The 19859-nt window shown below is 65.6% G+C and carries 18 protein-coding genes and 1 riboswitch; of the genes, 8 read left to right on the plus strand and 10 right to left on the minus strand.

Features of this window, described 5'->3' with window-relative positions; translation table 11 throughout:
- The first annotated feature begins 90 nt into the window (after positions 1-90).
- Both ACPFL9_RS18345 and ACPFL9_RS18350 read left to right on the plus strand, forming a co-directional pair.
- Entirely contained in the window at positions 91-2208 is a 2118-nt protein-coding gene (locus tag ACPFL9_RS18345) for a penicillin acylase family protein (protein WP_426004382.1), read from the plus strand.
- 38 nt (positions 2209-2246) lie between these two features.
- A complete protein-coding gene (locus ACPFL9_RS18350) occupies positions 2247-2849 on the plus strand; it encodes a GNAT family N-acetyltransferase (RefSeq protein WP_426004383.1) in 603 nt (200 codons plus the stop codon).
- 18 nt (positions 2850-2867) lie between these two features.
- On the opposite strand, the gene ACPFL9_RS18355 is transcribed toward ACPFL9_RS18350, so the two are convergent.
- From ACPFL9_RS18355 to ACPFL9_RS18365, 3 genes are read right to left on the minus strand one after another with little or no spacing between them, the layout of a single operon-like run.
- Positions 2868-3662, minus strand: a complete 795-nt coding sequence (locus ACPFL9_RS18355) for an energy-coupling factor transporter transmembrane component T family protein (RefSeq protein ID WP_426004384.1) — start codon at positions 3660-3662, stop codon at positions 2868-2870.
- Positions 3659-5203, minus strand: a complete 1545-nt coding sequence (locus ACPFL9_RS18360; RefSeq protein ID WP_426004386.1) for an ABC transporter ATP-binding protein — start codon at positions 5201-5203, stop codon at positions 3659-3661. The genes ACPFL9_RS18355 and ACPFL9_RS18360 overlap by 4 nt, the downstream gene beginning before the upstream one ends.
- Positions 5203-5823, minus strand: a complete 621-nt coding sequence (locus tag ACPFL9_RS18365) for an ECF transporter S component (RefSeq protein ID WP_426004387.1) — start codon at positions 5821-5823, stop codon at positions 5203-5205. The genes ACPFL9_RS18360 and ACPFL9_RS18365 overlap by 1 nt, the downstream gene beginning before the upstream one ends.
- Positions 5824-5901: 78 nt before the next feature.
- Positions 5902-6038, minus strand: a riboswitch (TPP riboswitch).
- A 135-nt stretch (positions 6039-6173) separates the two neighbouring features.
- On the opposite strand from ACPFL9_RS18365, the gene ACPFL9_RS18370 reads away from it, so the two are divergent.
- Together ACPFL9_RS18370 and ACPFL9_RS18375 are read left to right on the plus strand one after the other, a co-directional pair.
- Positions 6174-6851: an NUDIX hydrolase gene (locus ACPFL9_RS18370; RefSeq protein ID WP_426004389.1), complete on the plus strand. Its 678-nt coding sequence runs from the start codon at positions 6174-6176 to the stop codon at positions 6849-6851.
- Between the two features lie 62 nt (positions 6852-6913).
- Positions 6914-7174, plus strand: a complete 261-nt coding sequence (locus tag ACPFL9_RS18375; RefSeq protein WP_426004391.1) for a DUF4235 domain-containing protein — start codon at positions 6914-6916, stop codon at positions 7172-7174.
- A gap of 87 nt (positions 7175-7261) precedes the next feature.
- On the opposite strand, the gene mnhG is transcribed toward ACPFL9_RS18375, so the two are convergent.
- The 6 genes from mnhG to ACPFL9_RS18405 are packed head-to-tail and all read right to left on the minus strand — an operon-like array spanning position 7262 to position 13555.
- On the minus strand, positions 7262-7666 hold the full coding sequence (gene mnhG, locus ACPFL9_RS18380) for a monovalent cation/H(+) antiporter subunit G (RefSeq protein WP_426004392.1): 405 nt from the start codon (positions 7664-7666) through the stop codon (positions 7262-7264).
- On the minus strand, positions 7656-7934 hold the full coding sequence (locus ACPFL9_RS18385; protein WP_426004393.1) for a monovalent cation/H+ antiporter complex subunit F: 279 nt from the start codon (positions 7932-7934) through the stop codon (positions 7656-7658). The genes mnhG and ACPFL9_RS18385 overlap by 11 nt, the downstream gene beginning before the upstream one ends.
- The gene (locus ACPFL9_RS18390; RefSeq protein ID WP_426004394.1) at positions 7931-8497 is read right to left on the minus strand and encodes a Na+/H+ antiporter subunit E; all 567 of its coding nucleotides are present in this window, start codon (positions 8495-8497) and stop codon (positions 7931-7933) included. The genes ACPFL9_RS18385 and ACPFL9_RS18390 overlap by 4 nt, the downstream gene beginning before the upstream one ends.
- Positions 8494-10059, minus strand: a complete 1566-nt coding sequence (locus ACPFL9_RS18395; RefSeq protein ID WP_426004396.1) for a Na+/H+ antiporter subunit D — start codon at positions 10057-10059, stop codon at positions 8494-8496. The genes ACPFL9_RS18390 and ACPFL9_RS18395 overlap by 4 nt, the downstream gene beginning before the upstream one ends.
- Positions 10056-10556 (minus strand): Na(+)/H(+) antiporter subunit C, encoded by a 501-nt coding sequence (locus tag ACPFL9_RS18400; RefSeq protein WP_426004398.1) that lies wholly within the window; start codon positions 10554-10556, stop codon positions 10056-10058. Before ACPFL9_RS18400 ends, ACPFL9_RS18395 begins: the two co-directional genes overlap by 4 nt.
- Positions 10553-13555, minus strand: coding sequence for a Na+/H+ antiporter subunit A (locus ACPFL9_RS18405; protein ID WP_426004399.1), 3003 nt, complete (start codon positions 13553-13555; stop codon positions 10553-10555). The genes ACPFL9_RS18400 and ACPFL9_RS18405 overlap by 4 nt, the downstream gene beginning before the upstream one ends.
- Before the next feature lie 196 nt (positions 13556-13751).
- On the opposite strand from ACPFL9_RS18405, the gene ACPFL9_RS18410 reads away from it, so the two are divergent.
- The 3 genes from ACPFL9_RS18410 (at position 13752) to ACPFL9_RS18420 (ending at position 16968) form a co-directional block, all read left to right on the plus strand.
- On the plus strand, positions 13752-15155 hold the full coding sequence (locus ACPFL9_RS18410; RefSeq protein ID WP_426004400.1) for an MFS transporter: 1404 nt from the start codon (positions 13752-13754) through the stop codon (positions 15153-15155).
- 122 nt (positions 15156-15277) lie between these two features.
- Positions 15278-15760 carry a cation:proton antiporter regulatory subunit gene (locus ACPFL9_RS18415; RefSeq protein WP_426004401.1) on the plus strand — a complete coding sequence of 161 codons (483 nt, stop codon included), beginning with the start codon at positions 15278-15280 and terminating at the stop codon, positions 15758-15760.
- Between the two features lie 8 nt (positions 15761-15768).
- Positions 15769-16968 carry a cation:proton antiporter gene (locus ACPFL9_RS18420; RefSeq protein WP_426004402.1) on the plus strand — a complete coding sequence of 400 codons (1200 nt, stop codon included), beginning with the start codon at positions 15769-15771 and terminating at the stop codon, positions 16966-16968.
- 141 nt (positions 16969-17109) lie between these two features.
- On the opposite strand, the gene dcd is transcribed toward ACPFL9_RS18420, so the two are convergent.
- Positions 17110-17685, minus strand: coding sequence for a dCTP deaminase (gene dcd / locus ACPFL9_RS18425; RefSeq protein WP_426004403.1), 576 nt, complete (start codon positions 17683-17685; stop codon positions 17110-17112).
- Positions 17686-17795: 110 nt separating this feature from the next.
- Between dcd and ACPFL9_RS18430 the strand changes: the two genes are divergently transcribed.
- The gene (locus tag ACPFL9_RS18430) at positions 17796-19823 is read left to right on the plus strand and encodes a CAP domain-containing protein (RefSeq protein ID WP_426004404.1); all 2028 of its coding nucleotides are present in this window, start codon (positions 17796-17798) and stop codon (positions 19821-19823) included.
- The last annotated feature ends 36 nt before the right edge of the window (positions 19824-19859 follow it).

The raw sequence follows: 19859 nt of genomic DNA on the forward strand, positions 1-19859 counted from the left end.
CACGAAGGGCGCCGATTTTGCGAACCGGACCAACCCCACCTATCTTGAACTTAAGTAAGCCTAACCTAAGCTCGAAAGCAACCTGTGATTATGACGCCTGCCCCGACGCACCACACCGCCCCGGCAGGCGGTCCGGGCATCTACCGGGACTCCTGGGGAATCCCGCACCTTTGGGCCGGGTCCGCCGACGAGCTGGCCTACCTGCAGGGCGTGAACGCGGCAACCGACCGTTCCTGGCAGATCGAGCTGGAACGGTGGCGCTCGGAAGGGCGCACCGCGGAGGTCCTCGGCCCTGACGCAGTGGCGTGGGACCGCTTCGCGCGGCAAGCCAGGCTCGATGACACAGCCAGGCGTTGCTTTGACCGCCTCGATCCGGACACCCGGCGATGGTGCACGCAGTACGTGGCCGGGATCAACCAGGCGCTGGCCGACGATGTGCGCTCCACTCCCGAATTCGACCAGGCCGGGTGCACACCCGAACCATGGAATCCCTGGACGCCCTTGGGGGTCTTCCTGGTCCACCACATTCTGTTTTCAACGTTTCCCAACAAGTTGTTCCGCGCCCATGCGGCCCGCACGCTCGGACCGGACGCAGTGGACCTCTTCAGTATCGAGGCGCCTGTCTGGTCCGGCAGCAACGCCTGGGCAGCGCATGGTTCCAGCACGTCCAGCGGCCTCCCGCTGATCGCCGGCGACCCGCACCGGCTCATGGAACTGCCCGGCGTCTACCAGCAGATCCGCTTGGCATGCCCCGAGTTCGACGCCCTGGGCTTTGCATTTCCCGGCGTTCCCGGACTGCCCCACTTCGCCCACACGGGGCACACAGCCTGGGCCATCACCAATGCCATGGCCGACTACCAGGACCTGTTCGAGGAGCAGCTCCGCCGGGTTCCTTCCCGCAAAACCGGTGGCGCCCGCGTTCTGGCGCGCAGCCCGGAAGGGTGGGAAACCGCCGTCGTCACCACGGAAAGCATCCACGTGCGCGGCGGCAGTGTTGAGACGGTGGAGGTGATCGAAACTTCCCGGGGCCCGGTCATTTCGGAAACGCCCGACGGCGGCGCGCTGGCGTTGAGGTTTCCCGCCCGGGTTGAGGGGCGGTTGGGTTTCGAGGCCCTCCTGCCGCTCCTGCGAAGCCGGACCGTCGCTGACGTCGAAGCCGCATTCGATGCCTGGGTGGAGCCCGTCAACAGCGTGGTCACCGCCGACGCAGCCGGGGACGTTCGGCATTTTGTTGCCGGCCTCGTTCCACAGCGCCACCCGGACAACCGCCGCTTCCCGGTCCCGGGGCTCTCGGCGCGGCATGCGTGGGAGCGCCAGTACGTTCCCCTACCGCGCACCGAAGTGAAGAAGTTCGTTGTTTCCGCCAACGACCGGGCTGCAGGCGGAGGTGACCCCGTGGCCATGGAATTCGCTCCAGCCCACCGGGCGCGGAGAATCACGGAGCTGCTGGAGGCCGCTGGCCCGCTGTCCGTTGAAGACATGCAGGCCATCCACACGGACACGTTGTTGGGCCCCTGGCCGCTTTTCCGCAGCCTGCTGGAGGATCTGCCCATGGCAGGGCTTTCCCCCGATGCCCATGCCCTTCGCCTCCACCTTCTGGAGTGGGACGGCCGCATGGTCAGCGGGAGCCGGCAGGCAGCAGCGTTCGCGTCCTGGCGCGGTGCGCTGGTCCAGCGGATCGTGAGGCATCCTGCACTGGCCCGGCTTCACGAGGCCACCGGCTTCCCTGCGCTGTTCGGTCCCTGGCTCTCAGTGGGCTCCCGCGTAGGCTTCGCCTTGGAGACCCTCCTGGTCCGGGGAGGCGAGCTCGGAATAGCCGTACCCCTCGAAGCGGCCGCCGCGTTGGAAGAGGCCGGCACCACCACGGAGGGCTCCGCTGTGTGGGGCGACCGCCACCGGATCCTCCCCGTCCATGTGCTCCCGGGCTCCTTGGCCGGTTCGGCGCCGGATTCACCGCTCAGCGGGGATACAGGGTGCGTCCTCTGCACGGAAAGCCTGCCGGGCGTGGAAGACCGCAGCTTCCGTGGGCCCGTGGCCCGCTACGTCTGGGATCTCCAGGACCGGGACAACAGCCGCTGGATCGTTCCGTTCGGAGCTTCCGGTTCTCCGGCTGACCCGCACTTCGCAGACCAGCTGCCCCTGTGGACTGTTGGGGAACTCGTCCCCGCGGCAACGTCCTGGGACCAACTGACCAAAGACCCCCGCTAAGACTCTCCCCATCCGCCACCAAGCCCCCCGAGGAAAACATGACCGCTGCCCAGGACTTTGCCACTCGAACCACCGTTTACGCCGAAGAACTCGACGGCTGGGGAGCCCTGCGGATTGTTCCGTTGGTTCCCGCCGAAGACATCGACCTCATCCATGAATGGGTCGGCCAGCCGAGGGCCAGGTTCTGGGGCATGCTGGAGAAAAGCCGGGAGGAAGTCCTGGAGATCTATGAGTTCCTGGACTCACTGGACACGCACCACGCCTTCCTGGTGGAGCTGGACGGCCAGCCCCTGGCGTTGTTCCAAACCTATGAGCCCCTGCACGATCCCGTGAGCGAGGCCTACCCGGCACGGGAAGAAGACATCGGCATGCACCTGCTGCTGGCCCCGGCCACCCGGCCGATCCCCCACTTCACGCCGCGCCTGGCCACCTCGCTCATCAAGTACATGTTCTCGCTGCCGGGCAAAGACCGGATCGTGGTGGAGCCTGACGCCCGGAACGCCAAGGCCCTGCGACGGCTTGAAGCCACCTGCTTTGAACTGGGCCCGATCGTCCAACTGGAGGAGAAGGAAGCACAGTTGGGGTTCCTTACACGGGCCGGGTTCGAGGAAATCCGGGCCCAGGAAGTTCCGGCCAGCTAAGCCCGCGTGGCGCCTCCTCTAGCGCCAGACAAAGCTCCAGGTGCCTGCTCCTACGGCTGCCACCACCGCGGTTCCGGCAATGAGGACGCCGCCCAGGAGAACCCAGGCGTCCAGCAGGGAATAGGTGGACTCACGCGCCCATGTGCGCCGGCCGCCACCAAAACCGCGGGCTTCCATGGTCACTGCCAGCCGGGAAGCCCGCCGGACAGCCTGGACCAACAGGCCGAAGCTCTGTCCCAGGGTCGCCTTCAGCCGTTGCAGGGGGCTGCCCTGCGAACCCACGCCACGGGCGCGCCTGGCCATGCCTATTGTCTGCCATTCCTCGGCCAGCAAACCCACCAAGCGCATCGCGGCCAGGGAGCCCAGCACAAAGCGGTGCGGGAGCCTGGCCTTCTGGGCCAAAGCATCGGCGAGGTCGGTCGGGTCCGTGCAGGTCATCAGCAGGATCGCCGGAAGCGCGATGGCCAGCCCTCGAAGCATGAACCCGAGTCCCAGCTCCAGCGAGCCTTCGCTGATGGACCAGAGCCCGACGTCGAGCAATACAGCGCCGCTGTCAGCGGCGACGATCGCTGTGCTCCAGCCGCCAACGGCCGCGGCGATAATCAGCGGCCAGGCCCTTGACCAGAGAAGCCCGAGCGTGAGCCCGGCAAGGGGGAAGAGCGCAAGCTCGGCAACCAGGGCCACGGACGCGGAGACCCAGTCGATGGACAGTGCCAGGACCAGCGAAATCAGGAAAACGGCGACGAACTTCGCCAAGGGGTTGGCCCGCGTCAACAAGGCATGGTTGCCGCTCAGGCTCAAGGTGTCCCTCATGCCGCACCCGCTTCCATTTTCCGGGACCGCTCCGCCGGGGCCAACCTGAGTTCCGCGCCGCCCAGCACGGCACTGAACTCCTCGTCGTGCGTCACCGAGACCACGGCGGTGCCTTGGTCCAGCAGTTCCGACAGGAACGACGCCAGTTCGGCCCACGTGTTCGCGTCCTGGCCGAAGGTCGGCTCGTCCAGGACCAGCACTTTGGGGTGTGCGGCGAGCACGGTCGCTACGGACAGCCGGCGCTTCTCGCCGCCGGACAGGGTGTAGGGATTCGCGTCCACCAAGTGCGTCAGCCGGAGCCGCTCCAGCAGTTCGTCGACCCGCTCCTCGCCACGGCCCACATGCCTGGGACCGAACATCAGCTCATCCAGCACCTTGCCGGTGACGAACTGGTGCTCCGGTTCCTGGAACACCGTGCCGATCCGGGAAATCAGTTGGTCCGCTTTCCACCGGAAGGGATCGATTCCGGCGCCTTCGGAAAGCTCGACGGCGGCAGAGACCTTCCCTGCCACCGGCGCCAAAAGTCCTGCCAGCGTCAAGGCGAACGTGGATTTTCCGGCGCCGTTGGGTCCGGTGATGGTGAGCGCCTGCCCTGCCCGGACCTGGGCACTGATGCCGTGCTGCACCGGCTGCGGCGGGATGGACCTGAAACCCTTCCTGCGTGGCTTGGCGCGGGAAACTGCCAGGTCCTGGGCCGCCACCAGCAGTTGCGCGGATTGGTTGCCGCGTTCCCTGCGGCGGGTTTCGGGAACGTACCCGGGGACCCACACGCCGGCGGCCTTGAGCAAGCTATGCGCTTCGGCCAGAACCTGGTCCGGCGGCCCATCCAGGAGCACCCCACCGCCAGCCGAACCGGGCTGCAGGACCACGATCCTGTCCACCAGGTCCTTCCAGACGGACACCCTGTGTTCCACCACAACCAAGGTGGCGCCTGTCTTGTCCAGGCATCGGCGCACGGCATCACGGACTTCCAGCACACCGGCAGGGTCCAGGTTGGCCGTGGGTTCGTCCAACAGGATCAGTCCCGGCCTCATCGCCAAAATACCCGCCAGCGCAAGCCGCTGCTTTTGGCCGCCGGAGAGTGCCGCCGTCGGGTGATCCAATGCCAAACCGCCGCCATCAGCGGTACGCAACCCCACGTCATCGAGCGCTTCATGAACCCGGGTCCAGATCCGGTCACGGGGCACGGCAAGGTTTTCGGCTCCGAAGGCGACGTCGTCGCCAATCCGGGACAAGACCACCTGCGTTTCGGGATCCTGCTGCATCAATCCGGCGCGGCCGCGTTGTTCCCGCGGCGAAGCACCGTCCAGCAGGAGTGAACCGGTCTCGTCCGAATCATCCTCTTCCTCGCCCAGGACCCCGGCCAGCGCGTGCAGCAAGGTCGACTTGCCCGCACCGGAGGGACCCAACAGCAACACCCGCTCGCCCGGATCGATGCGGAGGTCAAGGCCCTGGATGGCAGGTGTGGTCCGGCCGGCGTGCCGCCAACCCCAGCCCTCGGCGGAGATGGCGGCAGGCCTGCCGGTGCTCGTTGCGGCCATCAGTTGAAGACGGGCTCCGAGGCGGCCTTGCGCGATGCGAAGGCGCTCAACACGCCGGTTTTGGCCAGGCCGCGGGTGGCGACCCAGGACAGGGCACCGGCAATGATGGCGCCGGACAACGTGCAGAACGCGATGTAGGCCAGCTTGTCCACGGCCTCGTAGGCGATGTTCCAGCCCCACGGCATGAAGGAGTCGTTGAGGCCGCAGAAGAGGCCCGCACCGGCACCGGCCAGCAGCGCCGTGGGGAGGTTGAACTTCTTGTAGCGGAACGCAGCAAACACCAGCTCGGCACCCAGGCCCTGCAGGACGCCGGAAATCAGCACGGTGGTGCCGTACTGGGAACCCATGATCAGCTCACCCGTCGCGGCCACAGCCTCGCAGAACAGCGCGGCGCCGGGTTTGCGGATGATCAGCATGCCCAGGACTGCGGGGATCATCCAGCCGCCGGCGATCAGGCCTGTCAAGGGCGGGTAGGCCGCGTTCATGGGAATGGATACGATCGCGGCGCCCTGGGACCATGCCCAGAAGATCACGCCGCCGGCGATGGCGATCAAAGCTGCCACCACGATGTCTACTACACGCCAGTTGTAACTGGTCTTCTTCACGCTTGCCGTGGTCATTTCTTTGCCTCCTGAGGTTACAGGAGGGGAAAGTGCTCCCCGGATTCCCGGCAGGCATGCGCCACCGGTGTTCCGGACACTCTGAGAAGCTCGACTCCCTTGCGCCGGTACTAACCGGATCAGGTTCGAGGGTCTGCGGCTGTCCGCACTCTCAGCGCCCTCGCGTCACCTGCATCCCTGCAGGGTTCGACGGCGGCGCTCCCCTGTCGTTATCAATCTGCCCTGATGGGCGAGGTCCAGTTTACACCCGGGTCCGTGCGTTGGCCCTCGGTGGCAGTCATAATGGGTTGCGGTTTCTCCCGGCCCGTTTGGCGGCTTCCTCTCTCATGCACACCTGAGAGAATGACTTCATGACGGATCATCCCGGCTTAGGCCAGCCTGCACCCGAACCACGGCTCGCTGCCAGCGTGATCCTGCTCAGGGACGCCGCCGACGGGCTCGAGGTCTTCGTCCAGCACCGTGTGTCCACCATGGACTTCGCCGCGGGCATGGTGGTCTTTCCCGGAGGCCGCGTGGATGCCGCGGACAGTGAAGGGTGGGACTACCCGCAGGAGTTGCTGGCAGGGCACGCCGATGCGTGGTCGGAAGCATCCATCGCCGCCAACCCGGACCAAGCCATCCGGGAAGCGGGCACCGTGCTGACTGCCGCCCTCCGCGAGGTGCAGGAGGAAGCCGGACTCACGCTTGAGCCTGCAGATCTGCGTCCGTGGGCCAACTGGGTGACCCCGGTGGACATGCCCAAGCGCTTTGACACCTACTTCTACGTCGCTAAGGCCCGTGACGGGGCAGCGCCCCAACACCAAACAACGGAAGCCTGGCAGTCGCTCTGGATGCCCGTGGCCGGCGTCCTCTCCGCTGAAGCCGAAGGCACGCTCCACCTCATGCCACCCACCTACTACCTGCTCAAGGAACTTGCGAGCCTGGGCACCGTGGATGCTGTGTGGGGCGCCCGGCACCCCGTAGTTCCCGTCCTGGCACCCCGGGGTTCCATGGCGGCCTTCCTGAAAGACAGGGAAAACCGCCGATAACGCTCCCCTTGCGCCCGGGAACGGTGCCTGGTGCACGCTGTAGGTGAGGTTAGGCTTGGGACATGAACTTCTTCTTCAAGCTGCTGGGGACCGGAGTGAGCCTCGGAGCAGGATTCGTCGGCACCAAACTGGTCAACCTGGCTTGGGAGAAGGCCACCGGCAACAAGCCGCCCGCAGGTCATGACGACCTCGAAACCAGCCTGCGCTCAGCACTGACATTCGCGCTGGTTTCGGCCTTCGTGAGCACCCTCATCCAGGTCCTAACCAGCCGCGGCACGCAGCGCGCGATCGCCCGCTTCGCCAAGACGCACGACATCGTCTGACCCGCTGCCCGGGGACAAGCCAAGGCACCCCACCACCGGCGGCGCACCCTTGGGCGACCCATTTCCAAGGTGCCCTGACCGCCGGACTCAGCGGCCGGCGTCGTGCGTTCCGTCCCCCGGATGTTCACCGGCAGCCCGCTGGACCACGGCCTCAAGTTCGTCCTTGGTGAGGAGCTCGCGGTGGCCGTGCTTGGTCCGGTAAGCGGAACGGCCCACCATGTGCGCGGACACGGGCGCGGTCAGCAACTGGAATATCCAGGCCACCAGCAGGACCGGCCACACCCACCACGTCCGCATCTGCAGGCCGATGGAAGCCAGCATCAGGAAGAGGCCCAGGACCTGCGGCTTGGTCGCGGCGTGCATGCGGCTCATGAGGTCCGGGAACCGCAGCAGGCCGATCGCCGCGCCCAAGGACATGAGGGCGCCGACCACCAGGAAAACGGCCGTCAGAACATCGATCACGGCGTCTACGCCCGTAGCGTCAGGAGTCATTGCTCTGTTCCCGCCTTTCGGCCACGAACCTGGCCACCGTCACGGAACCGATAAAGCCGATCACGGCCAGGGCCACCAGCAGCATCAGGTTGTTGAGGTGCCGGTTGATGGCCATGTCGATTGCCAGGGCCGCGCCCACGATGGCCAGCAGCACGTCGGATGCCAGCACACGGTCCAGCAGGGAAGGCCCGATCGCAATGCGGATGATGGCACCGGCCCCTGCCAGGCTAAGGATCACGGCAGTGACCACCAGGACAAGTTCCTTCACAGCGCCGCACCTTCCATGCCCGGACGCGTTTCGCTTCGGAGCGCCTCTACTTCTTCGCGTGTGCCCATGATCCTGATCAATCCGGCCTCGATGTTCTGTACCTCCCGGCGGATTTTGTCGATGTCAGCCTGGTTGTAGATGTTCAGCGCGTGCAGGTACAGCGTGGACGTCGACCGGTCCACCTCCACCACCAGCGACCCGGGAATCAGGGAAATGACGTGGCCGGTGGCCGTCACCATAAGGTCCGAATGGCTCCGCAACGGAACCTCGACGACGGCGCTGCGCACCTTGGGTCCCTTCACCACGGCCAGGTACAGCACCAGGAAGCTCGCCGCCACCACTTTGCCGAGGAACAACAGGGCAAAGGGAACGGCCCGCAGCACATTGAACCGGCCGCTGAGTTCCACCGGCGGCAGGTAGAACAGCTTGGCCACCACAATGGCGATCAGTGCGCCGAACAGCAGGTTGCCCGGGCTAAAGTCCTGCCACAAGGCACCCCACACGATGACCAGCCAGATGAGCAGCGGGAGTTCGGTGCGGAAGGAGATCGGCTTGCGGCTCATTTGGCACCGCCCTGGGCCAGCGGCGGAACTGGGGCGGCATCTCCCAGGACTGAATGGATGTACGCCGAACGGTCAAGCATGATTTCCGCGGAGCCTCCTGCCAGTTGAAAGAGCGGGCCGGCAAAGACGGTCAGGGCAACCCCGAACACCACCAGGCCGGCTGTGGAACCCACCATGGTCCGCGGGAGGACGCCCACGTTGCCGGGTGTCTGCAGGACGGGATCGGGGAAGTCCGCGTCTTCGGGTTTCCGCCAGAACGCCCTGTTCCACACCCTGGCTATGGCCAGCAGGGTCAGGAGGCTGGTGACCACGCCGCCCACCACCAGGACGATCGCCAACGGCGTCCCCAGCTCGACCCCGGCCTGCAGCAGGCCCAGCTTCCCGAGGAATCCGGAGAACGGCGGAATGCCGGCGAGGTTCATGGCTGGGACAAAGAACAGCAGGGCCAGGAGCGGGGACAGCTTGGCGAGCCCACCCAGCCGGTCGATGGAGGACGACCCACCGCGCCGTTCGATGAGCCCTGTGACCAGGAACAGGCTTGTTTGCACGGTGATGTGGTGCGCAACGTAGAAGACCGCGGCGCCAAGTCCTGTCACGGAGGACATGGCCAGCCCGAACACCATGTACCCGATGTGGCTGACCAGGGTGAAGGAGAGCAGACGCTTGATGTCGCTCTGCGCCAGGGCACCAAGGATCCCCACCACCATGGTCAGCAACGCAACCACCATCAGCGGGACGTTGAGCGTATCGCCGGGAAACAGGAGTGTCTCTGTCCGGACCATGGCGTAGACACCCACTTTGGTCAACAGACCGGCGAACACGGCAGTGACCGGGGCGGGGGCTGTCGGGTAGGAGTCAGGGAGCCAGAACGACAACGGGAAGACGGCCGCTTTGATCCCGAAGGCCACCAGGAGCATCACGTGCAGCAGGTTCTGGGTGCCTTGATCCAGTTCCGCCAGCTTGATGGCGAGGTCGGCCATGGTGATGGTGCCGGTGGCTCCGTAGATCATGGCAATGGCGATGAGGAACAGCACCGACGACACCACCGAGACCACCACGTAGGTGACACCGGCCCGGATGCGCGGCCCCGTCCCACCCAGCGTCATCAGCACATAGCTGGCGGTCAGGAGGATTTCAAAGCCCACGTAGAGGTTGAAGAGGTCGCCGGTGAGGAAGGCGTTGGAGACGCCGGCCACCAGGATCAGGTAGGTCGGGTGGAAGATCGAGACGGGAGCTTCCTGGTCTCCGTCGGCCATGCCCTGGCCCGTGGCGTAGATGAGGACAGCAAGGCTCACCACCGTGGAAACCACGAGCATCAGCGAGGAGAACTGGTCCACCACCAGCACCACGCCCCAGGGTGGAAGCCAGCCACCCAGCGTGACCGACGTCGTTCCGCCGTCCCACACGGAGAAGAGGAGCAGGCACTCGAGGAGCAACGTGGCGCTGAGGATGCCGATGCTGACCATGCGCTGCGCCGCCGTGTGACGGATCAGCACGAAGGCAAGGGCGGCGCCCAGGATCGGCAGGAGGACAGCGAGCGGGGACAGGTTGGCGAGGTTCACGCACTGCCTCCTTCCTGGTTCTTCACCGTGTTGGGGGTTTCGGTCGCCTCGGCCGGGGAAAGGTCTTCCGTAGACGAGGGGGTTACTGCGAACTCGGACGTTTCCAGCGGAACGATCGCGTCGTCCTCGGCATCGAAGCTCGGCGTATTGGCCACGCGGTGGTCTTCGATATCGTCCTGGATGTCGTCCTGGCGGGCCAGGGCCCACGTGCGGTAGATGATGCCGAGCATGAAGGCCGTGACTGCAAACGAGATCACGATCGAGGTGAGGATCAAGGCCTGCGGCAAAGGATCGTTATAGCTGCCGGGATCGGTGTCCTTGTTGAACAGGGGGGCCAGTCCGGCGTATCCACCGGTGCAGAGAATCAGCAGGTTGGTCGCGTTTGCCAGCAGCATCAGGCCCAGCAGCACCCGGGTGAGGCTCCGTTCCAGGATCAGGTAGATGCCGCAGGCGTACAGGACGCCCATGACAACCAGCAGGGTCAGGTTGATGGTCATGAGTTGCCCTTCCCTGAAACGGCCTGCTCGGCGGCGTCGGCTTCCGCGAGCGGTACGCGCTTGCCTTCGAAGTGTTCATCGATCTCGGCGCCCAGGCTGCGGAGTACATCCAGGGCCAGACCGACCACCACGATGTACACGCCGATATCGAAGATGGTGGAGGTGACGAACTTGACGTCCCCGAACACCGGCAACCAGAACTCGATAATGGCGCTCTGGAACACCTGCCCACCCAGGAGGAGCGGCACGAAACCGGAGGCGGCAGCCGTCGCAAGTCCCGTTCCCAGCAGTGTTCCGGCGCTGACTGTCGCTGCTTCACTGAGCTCGAACCGGCCACCGGCAAGGTATCGGATGGTCAGGGCCAGGCCGGCCGTCAGGCCGCCGGCGAATCCGCCGCCGGGGAGGTTGTGTCCAGCCAGGAGCAGGTAGATGGAGAACACGATCATCGAGTGGAAGATCAGCCGGGTGACCACCTCGAAGATGATGGACCTGCGCTCCGGTGCCAGCGTGCGGCCGGCAACCAGCCAGGCGTCACGCGCTACATCGCTGAACTTGCGCGCCACGGCCAGCGTGACGCCGTCGCGGGAGTCACGGTCGACGCCGGTGCGGCGCCCCACGCTGCCCTCCGGCACCGAGGCTGCGGTTCTGATGCGGTCTCCCCGGCTCCGCACGAAGATCAGGCTGGCCACACCGGTGGCGGCCACGGCCAGCACGGAGATCTCACCGAACGTGTCCCAGGCGCGGATGTCCACCAGGGTCACGTTGACGACGTTCAGGCCACCTCCGCCTTCATAGGCCAGCCGCGGGAATTCAAGCGACACCGGAGTAGCTACACGCGCACCCATGGCAAAGATGGCTACGAAGATCATGGTGATGCCAAAAGCTGCCCCGATGATCACACGGATCACCCGGAGCCGTCCTCCGGTCCGGTCCCTGAGCTCGGCGGGAAGGCTTCGCATGGCCAGGACGAACGCCACCAGCACGATTGTTTCCACCAGCATCTGGGTCAGGGCGAGGTCCGGCGCACCCTGCAGCGCGAACATCAGCGCGATGCCGTACCCCGTGACGGACACCATGAGCACAGCAAGGAACCGTTTGTTGGCCCGCACCGCAGCCAAGGCCCCGGCAATGATGCCCACGCCGGCGATCATCTGCAGCGGGGAGTTGGGGTCGATCCAGTACATGCCCTCCGGCAGCGGCCTGTTGGCCAGCAACAGTGCGGCCAGAGGCACCGCGAAGGCAACCGACAGGATCACCGTCAGGTAGAAGTACAGCGAACCACGCTGGGTACGGCCGGTGACCCAGACCGCGATGTCATCCAAGGCGCCGATGGTGTGCTGGTACGCCCGGTCCCCGTCAACCCAGTCGGGCACCAGGCCCTGTGCCCGGGCCACCACATTGCGTCCGTAGAACATCGCCGCTCCGGCTACGAACGTGATGGCCGTCAGCCCCAGCGCGGGGGTGAGGCCATGCCACAAAGCCAGGTGGCCGGCGTCGGCGGTTTCACCGGGGGAGGCAAACAGGGCGGCATAAGGCTGTATCCACGTGTCCACCGGGACCGGCCACAGGCCATAGACAACCGTCAGGAAACTCAGGATCGCCGGCGCCGCCAGGAACGAAGGCTTGATCGCCTTGAACGGCGTGGGTTCCACGCCCGGCTTGGTGGCAAACGCACCCCACATGAAGCGTGCGCTGTATGCGAAGGTCAGGATGGACCCAGCCACCAGGCCGGCCAGGATCCAGATTCCCCAGGCAGGAGCATCGTGCCCCGTGCCGTAGTGGACGAAGGCCTCGAACACCGATTCCTTGGCCACGAATCCGGCCAGCGGCGGAACGCCTGCCATGGAGGCCGCGGCAACTGCGGCCACGATTCCGAGGGCGCGGGAGGACCTGAAGACGCCGGACAGTTTGCGGATGTCACGGGTCCCCGACTGGTGGTCGATGATGCCCACCACCAGGAACAACGCGGCCTTGAACAGGCCGTGGGCCAGCAGAAGGGCCAGGCCTGCCAGGGCGGCGTCCGGGCGGCCAAGCCCCACCACCATGGTGAGGAAGCCGAGTTGGCTCACCGTGCCGTACGCGAGGATCAGTTTGATGTCCGTTTGGCGGAGGGCCCGGTAACCGCCCACCAGCATGGTGGCAAGGCCCAGTCCCAGCGTCAGCGGCAACCAGAACTCCGACGCGGCAAATCCCGGGGCCAGCCTGGCAACGATATAGATACCGGCCTTGACCATGGCAGCGGCGTGCAGATAGGCACTCACCGGCGTCGGCGCCGCCATGGCCCCGGGCAACCAGAAGTGGAAGGGGACCAGCGCCGATTTGGTCACGGCACCTACCAGGACCAGTACGACGGCGGCACTCACCGCGCCCTGCATGGGACCGGTCATCAGGGACCCTGCTTGTTCGAGGACGCCGGAGATGCGGTACGTGCCGGCTGCCTGCCCGAGGATGATCAATCCCACCAGCATCGCAAGGCCGCCTGCAGTGGTGACCATGAGTGCCTGGAGGGCCGAGCGGCGGGCTGCCAGGCGGGTCCGGGCATACCCGATCAGCAGGTAGGAAAGGATGGTGGTGAGCTCCCAGAAGATGAAGAGCATCAACAAATCATCTGAGGTCACAAGACCGAACATCGCGCCGGCGAAAGCCAGTAACTGCGCGCCGAAGCCACCCAGCCCCGGGTCCTTGGTCTTGAAATACCGGGCGCAGTACACCAACACCAGGGAACCGACGCCCAGGACCAACAGGGACATGACCCACGCCAGGACATCCATCCTGAAGGCAAACTCAAGCTTGAGGTCCGGGATCCACGGGAGGACTTCCTCCAGGGTTCCACCCGTGCGCCCCTCTGCGGGGTAGACCGCGCCGTACTGGAAAAGCAGCCACACAAAGGCACCGGCAGGCACAGCTGCCAGGACGTGGAAGGCGTTCCGACCAAGTTTCTTAAAGATGAAGGGCGCCACAGTTGCCGCTGCAAAGATGATGGCAAGGACTGTGATCACTTTTTCTCCGCAAAGTCAGGAACGAGTTGTCAAAGTTGGAGCAGGCGGTCATACGTTGGGTTCGGAAGATCCAGTTTATCAAGGTGAACAGCCACTTTTTTGCACGATGACGTCCGGAGGAGTATCTTGCCCCCTTTATCCACATAGCGGTCTGTCGGGTGCAGGCACCCGGTCGAGTCCCGATAGCATGCACCTTATGAACCCGGCCGCGCTCCCCCATGCTTCCCAGCCGGCCTCCGAGCTCGCCTCGGGGCCCGCCGCCTCCAAGAAGGGCCAGATCCTCGCGTGGGCTTCCTGGGACTGGGGCTCGGCTGCCTTCAACGCCATCATGACCACCTTCGTGTTCACGGTGTACCTGACCTCCAACGCCTTCGGTGGGGAGGACACGGCATCCGCTGCCTTGGGAACTGCCCTGGCCATCGCCGGCCTTGCCATCGCTGTCCTGGCGCCCGTCACCGGTCAGCGCTCCGACGCCGGGGGACGCCGCAAGTTGTGGCTGGGAGTGAACACAGCGGCCACCGCAGTCCTGACCGCCCTGTGTTTCTTCGTCTTTCCCCGGCCCGAGTTCCTCCTGCTGGGCGTCTGCCTGATTGCGCTGGGGAACATTTTCTTTGAGTTTGCCGGCGTCAACTACAACGCCATGCTTGCCCAGATCTCCACGCCCAGGAACATCGGCAAGGTCAGCGGCTTCGGGTGGGGCATGGGCTACCTGGGCGGGATCGTGGCACTGCTCCTGGTGCTGCAGCTCTTCGTGCAACCGTCGTTCCAGTGGTTCGGTGCCTCCACCGAAGACTCCCTCAACATCCGGCTCGTGGCGGTCTTCTCGGCGCTGTGGTTCTTTGTGTTCGCGCTCCCCGTATTGTTCGCCGTGCCCGAGGTTCCTGCAAAGAGGGACACAGCTTCCCTGGGGTTCCTTGCCTCCTACAAGCTCCTCTTCCGGCGCATCGCAGCCATTTACAAGACGAGCCCGCACACTATCTATTTCCTCCTGTCCAGCGCCATCTTCCGCGACGGATTGGCTGCGGTCTTCACTTTCGGTGGTGTCATCGCAGCCGGAACGTTTGGGTTCGAGCTCAAAGACGTCATCTTCTTCGCGATCTTCGGAAACGTCGTAGCGGCTGTCGGTGCCATCATCGGCGGCTTCCTGGACGACAGGATCGGACCGAAGGCCGTGATCATGCTGTCGTTGGTCGGCCTGCTCATCGCGGGCACCTTCATCCTGGTCCTCGGCAACGGCACGTACGTTTTCTTCGGCAACGAGTGGCCGGGCGCCAACACTTTTTGGATCTTCGGCCTGCTGCTGTGCCTGTTCGTCGGGCCTGCACAGTCGTCCTCCCGCGCCTACCTCGCCAGGCTTGCACCTGAAGGCGAATCCGGGGAGCTCTTCGGCCTTTACGCCACCACTGGACGCGCCGTCAGCTTCCTGGCACCAACGCTCTTCACGGTGTGCATCACTATCGCGGCCCCCTTGGTTGAAGAAGGCGAAGCCCAACGCTGGGGCATCCTGGGCATCATGGTGGTGCTGCTCGCGGGTCTGTTGGTGCTGCTGCCCGTCAAGCCGCCCAGCAGGACGCGCATTGCCGTCGTACCGCAGAACTGACCGGCAAGATACAGGGCCTGCCGCCCCACGGACAGCGACATCGGCGGCAAGCCGCGGCACTCACGCTGCAGCCCGGCGCGAACGCCGTACCAGCGTGCATTCAAGAGAGTTAAGGTGGAGTCATGAACGTGGATGAGACTGAACTTCCGGGCCTCGGGGTCCGCAAGGATTTCGTCACGGCCTCGGGCCGCCGGATCGGTGTCGTGGAACTTCGGGAAGGTGAAACCGAGCTCTTCGTGTCCACCTGGGACGATCCCGATACCTGCCAGGCGTCCATTCCCCTGACGGCCGATGAAGCCGCCACGCTGGGCAACCTCCTGGGCGGCCAGCACATTGCCATGCGGCTCGCGGAGGCACACCGCGAGGTGCCGGGCATCGTCACGCGCCAGTTCTCCATAGCCCCGGATTCCCCCTTCATCAACCAGCCCATGGGAAAGGCACAAATACGTACCCGCAGCGGCGTCTCCATTGTGGCGATCATGCGCGAAGGCGAGGTCGTTCCGTCGCCGGCACCGGACATCGTTCTTCACGCCGGGGACCTGCTGGTGGCAGTTGGCACGCAGGAGGGCCTCGACTCTGCCGCTGACATTCTCCGTAACGGCTGAACCCCGTTATGGATCCACTCGCCCTAGCCCTCGTTGAACTGGGGGCCGTCGTCTTTTGCCTCGGTCTCCTTGCTCGGCTTGCGGGCAGGATCGGCATGTCCCCCATTCCGCTGTACCTCGTGGGAGGGCTCGCGTTCGGAGCGGGCGGATTCGTCAAGCTGGACGGAATGCACGAGTTCGCCCACTTGTCGGGTGAAATCGGGGTCATCCTGCTGTTGTTGATGCTCGGCCTTGAATATACGGCGGCGGAGCTTGTCACCGGGCTGAAGCGCTCGTGGAGGGCGGGCGTGATGGATTTCGTGTTGAACTTCATCCCCGGCGCTGCCATTGCGGTGCTGCTGGGGTGGGGCGTGGTGGGCGCCATAGTGATGGGCGGCGTTACCTACATTTCGTCATCGGGGATTGCCGCGAAGGTGATCACCGACCTGGGGCGGATCGGCAACCGTGAAACTCCCGTGGTGCTTTCCATCCTGGTCTTCGAAGACCTCGCCATGGCCGTCTACCTGCCCATCCTTACCGCGATTCTGGCGGGCGTCGGGTTCCTGGGCGGTTTGCAGACCGTAGGCATTGCCCTGGCGGTTGTCACGGTGGTCCTGCTGATCGCGCTGCGGCACGGCCACCGGGTATCCAAGGCAGTCCACAGCGAGAACTCCGAAGTCTTCCTCCTGAACGTGCTGGGCCTGGCGCTCCTGGTAGCCGGCATCGCTTCGGCCCTGCAGGTGTCGGCGGCTGTGGGGGCATTCATGTTGGGCATCGCCATATCCGGCGCCACAGCCCACAACGCCACCCGGATCCTCGAGCCCCTGAGGGACCTCTTTGCGGCGATTTTCTTCGTGGCCTTCGGGCTGAACACCGATCCGCGGTCCATCCCGCCAGTTCTTGGATGGGCCCTGGCCCTGGCGCTGCTCACCGCGCTGACCAAGATGCTCACCGGCATGTGGGCGGCCAAGCGGGCGGGAATCGCTGTTCCCGGCCGGTTCCGTGCGGGTGCGGCGTTGATTGCCCGCGGCGAATTCTCGATCGTCATCGCCGGGTTGGCGGTGGCTTCGGGAGCAGTACCGGGCCAACTAGCCGCACTGGCAACTGCGTACGTACTCATCATGGCCATCCTCGGCCCGCTGGCAGCCCGCTTCGTGGAGCCGGTGGTCAAGGCCCTGCGCAAGACACCGGGGTCGCCGCCACGGACGCCGGAGCGGACTCCCGCCTAAGGCCTACCCCGGACTCCCGCCGGGGACGCTCGCATTGGGGACGCTCACCCCTTGGGACGCTCCCGCCGGGAACGCTCTCGTTGGGATGCTCCGCCCGTTGGAGCAGAGCCTCCTGCCGCGCGACCCCGCGCAGAGAAGGCCTTAGATGGCGGTCTTGTGGAAGTTCAGGTGGCTGCGGCTGGCGGTCGGACCGCGCTGGCCCTGGTAGCGGTTGCCGTATTCACCGGATCCGTAGGGGTGCTCGGCTGAGGACGTCAGCCGGAAGAAGCACAACTGGCCGATCTTCATGCCGGGCCACAGCTTGATGGGCAGCGTTGCCACGTTGGACAGCTCAAGGGTGACGTGGCCGGAGAAGCCGGGATCAATGAATCCGGCTGTCGAGTGGGTCAGCAGGCCAAGGCGTCCCAGGGAGGACTTGCCTTCCAGCCGGGCAGCGATATCGTCCGGGAGGCTGACGGTCTCGAAAGTGGAGCCAAGGACGAACTCGCCGGGGTGGAGGATGAAGGGCTCGTCGCCCTCCACTTCGACCAGGCGCGTGAGTTCCGGCTGCTCTTCGGCAGGGTCGATGTGCGCGTATTTGTGGTTGTCGAACAGGCGGAAGAACCTGTCAATCCGGACGTCCACGGATGAAGGCTGAACCATCGCGGGGTCGTACGGGTCAAGGACAATCCGTTGGGAGTCAATTTCGGCACGAATATCGCGGTCAGAGATCAGCACAGCATCAAAAATACCGCATGCATTGTCCCTGCCGTCCCGTGCGACTATAGTTCCCGGACAGGTTAAGCCGCGCCCGGAGTTTGGGGGCAACGAGCATTCGCGGGGTAATTGTGGGGAAATGGGCAGCGCCTGCGGCAGTCGCCGTGGCCGGCGCACTTGCAGTCATGGTGGCGGCGTCCAGCCAACTGCTGCCGGCTACCGAAGCCGTCCCGGGCTCAGGCACCACGCCCTCTGCCGGCACACCTTCCGCTTTAACCGCCCCGGAGGCGGGTACGACGGCGGAGCCCTCACCTTCCGCTGCGCCCGTCGCAACCGGTGGCGTCCCGGAGGAACCCGCCACCCCCACTCCTGATCCGGCGGCAGTACCTGGAATGCCGGGCGGGGCACCCACGCGACCGATCGCCGTCGACCCTGTAGTGGAGTCTCCGCCGCCGCTGCCATCCTTCGGACCGTCATGGGGTCCAGGCGGGCCCGCGCCCGAGGCTCCGTCCGGTCCGGCGCCCTCCGCTCCTGCCGGCCCGTCACCTTCGGCGGCTCCCACGCTGACCGCCGAGCCTACTCCTTCCGCACCGGCAGCGGGCCCGTCTCCTTCAGCGGAGCCCACCCCCTCGCCCACGGCGAGCAACACGCCTCCGGCAAGCCCCACAACCCGGGCCCCGTCCGCGGAGCCCACACCCACGCCCTCGCCTTCAGCGAGCCACACCCTGAGCCCCACCCCGACCCCCACGGCGAGCGCCACACCACAGGGCACATCCACCCCCTCGCCGTCGCTCGTGCCCTCATCAGAAGCGACGCAGACCCCGGGCCCCACGTCCACCCCGTTCCCGGGCAAGACCCCCAGCGCCGAAGCCGACCCCGGCAACGGCGCCTTGGCCCTGCTTCCCGACGACAACACCGCCGCGATCCTGACCGTCTTCAACGCCATCAACAGCTACCGGGCGTCACTGGGCCTTGCCCCGATCAAGTACCACGCCACCGTGGCCGGCCTGGCGCAGGAGTGGTCCAACAGCATCGCCAGCCGGGAAGTAATCCAGCACCGGCCCAACTTCTGGACCGACCCCCGGGCCCTCAACCCGAACAACGGTGCCGGTGAGGTCATTGCCGTCCGGTGGGACCGGGATGCGGCCCAGCTTGTGGAGTGGTGGAAGGGATCCCCGGGGCATGATGCCCTCCTGCGCGATCCGCGCTTCAACGTGATGGGCATTGGCATCACGTACACGGACGGCAACTGGCAGACCACCCCCAACCGCTACACGCTGTGGGGCGTGGTGAACTTCTTCGGCTACACCACCTTGCCGGCGGGAACCACCACGCGGCCGGGCGGAACGGTCACCCCGCCCGCTGATCCGGTGGGCGTATGCCAGCCGGGAGACAAGTACCAGCCACCGACAGTCGACCTGCGTACAGCTTCGATCCGCAGCGCCGCGGACCTGGTGTCCATTGGACCGGACGGAACGGTCTATTCCTACCCGTCCCTGGGCAACGCGAAATACGAGCCAGCCCGCAAGATCGGTGTCGGTTTCACCGGGCTTAAGGATCTCTTCGTCACCGACTGGGACCGCGACGGCGTGTTCGACCTGATTGCCCAACGCACCGATGGTGCCCTGCTGGTGTATCCGGGAAGGCAGTCGGGCGGGTTCGGATCGCCGGGTGTCCTGGGGCATGGCTGGCAGTCATTGAACCTCGCCATCGGCACCTGGTGCGCCAATAACCGCCTGCCCCAGATCGTGGCCATGGACGCGTCCGGAGGCTTGTGGTTCTACAAGAACTCGGGCCTGTCATACATCCGCACCCAGGCGGCGATCGGTACTGGCAACAGATCTGTCAGGCTCAGCATGGTCGATTACAACGCTGACGGATTCCAGGACCTCCTGGCAGTGGAACCGAATGGCTACCTCCGCCTGTACAGGGGTTCGGGATTGGCCACTCCCAAGCAGGAGTCCAGGCCGATCGTGGGCGCCGCGTGGACTGATTACTCGGGCATCCGGGCGCTGCAGGGCGTCAACGGCCCTGACACCACCGGCGTTGCCGGCCTGGGAACCAATGGGGTGCTGGAGTACTGGGACTTGACGTCCGGAAAGCTCACCACACCGGTGGCGGTGGGCGGCGGATGGTCCGGCTTCAAGCTCGCGCAGTAGACGCGCTGCCCGGTGCGGTGCCGGCACCCAAGCCAG

Origin of the sequence: Paenarthrobacter sp. NyZ202 (assembly GCF_049860755.1) — a bacterium.
In the GTDB taxonomy this organism is placed as follows: domain Bacteria; phylum Actinomycetota; class Actinomycetes; order Actinomycetales; family Micrococcaceae; genus Arthrobacter.

Coding starts and splice junctions, on each gene's coding strand:
- ACPFL9_RS18345 (WP_426004382.1), top strand. CDS start 91: ATGACGCCTGCCCCGACGCACCACACCGCCCCGGCAGGCGGTCCGGGC.
- ACPFL9_RS18350 (WP_426004383.1), top strand. CDS start 2,247: ATGACCGCTGCCCAGGACTTTGCCACTCGAACCACCGTTTACGCCGAA.
- ACPFL9_RS18355 (WP_426004384.1), bottom strand. CDS start 3,662: ATGAGGGACACCTTGAGCCTGAGCGGCAACCATGCCTTGTTGACGCGG.
- ACPFL9_RS18360 (WP_426004386.1), bottom strand. CDS start 5,203: ATGGCCGCAACGAGCACCGGCAGGCCTGCCGCCATCTCCGCCGAGGGC.
- ACPFL9_RS18365 (WP_426004387.1), bottom strand. CDS start 5,823: ATGACCACGGCAAGCGTGAAGAAGACCAGTTACAACTGGCGTGTAGTA.
- ACPFL9_RS18370 (WP_426004389.1), top strand. CDS start 6,174: ATGACGGATCATCCCGGCTTAGGCCAGCCTGCACCCGAACCACGGCTC.
- ACPFL9_RS18375 (WP_426004391.1), top strand. CDS start 6,914: ATGAACTTCTTCTTCAAGCTGCTGGGGACCGGAGTGAGCCTCGGAGCA.
- mnhG (WP_426004392.1), bottom strand. CDS start 7,666: ATGACTCCTGACGCTACGGGCGTAGACGCCGTGATCGATGTTCTGACG.
- ACPFL9_RS18390 (WP_426004394.1), bottom strand. CDS start 8,497: ATGAGCCGCAAGCCGATCTCCTTCCGCACCGAACTCCCGCTGCTCATC.
- ACPFL9_RS18400 (WP_426004398.1), bottom strand. CDS start 10,556: ATGACCATCAACCTGACCCTGCTGGTTGTCATGGGCGTCCTGTACGCC.
- ACPFL9_RS18410 (WP_426004400.1), top strand. CDS start 13,752: ATGAACCCGGCCGCGCTCCCCCATGCTTCCCAGCCGGCCTCCGAGCTC.
- ACPFL9_RS18415 (WP_426004401.1), top strand. CDS start 15,278: ATGAACGTGGATGAGACTGAACTTCCGGGCCTCGGGGTCCGCAAGGAT.
- ACPFL9_RS18420 (WP_426004402.1), top strand. CDS start 15,769: ATGGATCCACTCGCCCTAGCCCTCGTTGAACTGGGGGCCGTCGTCTTT.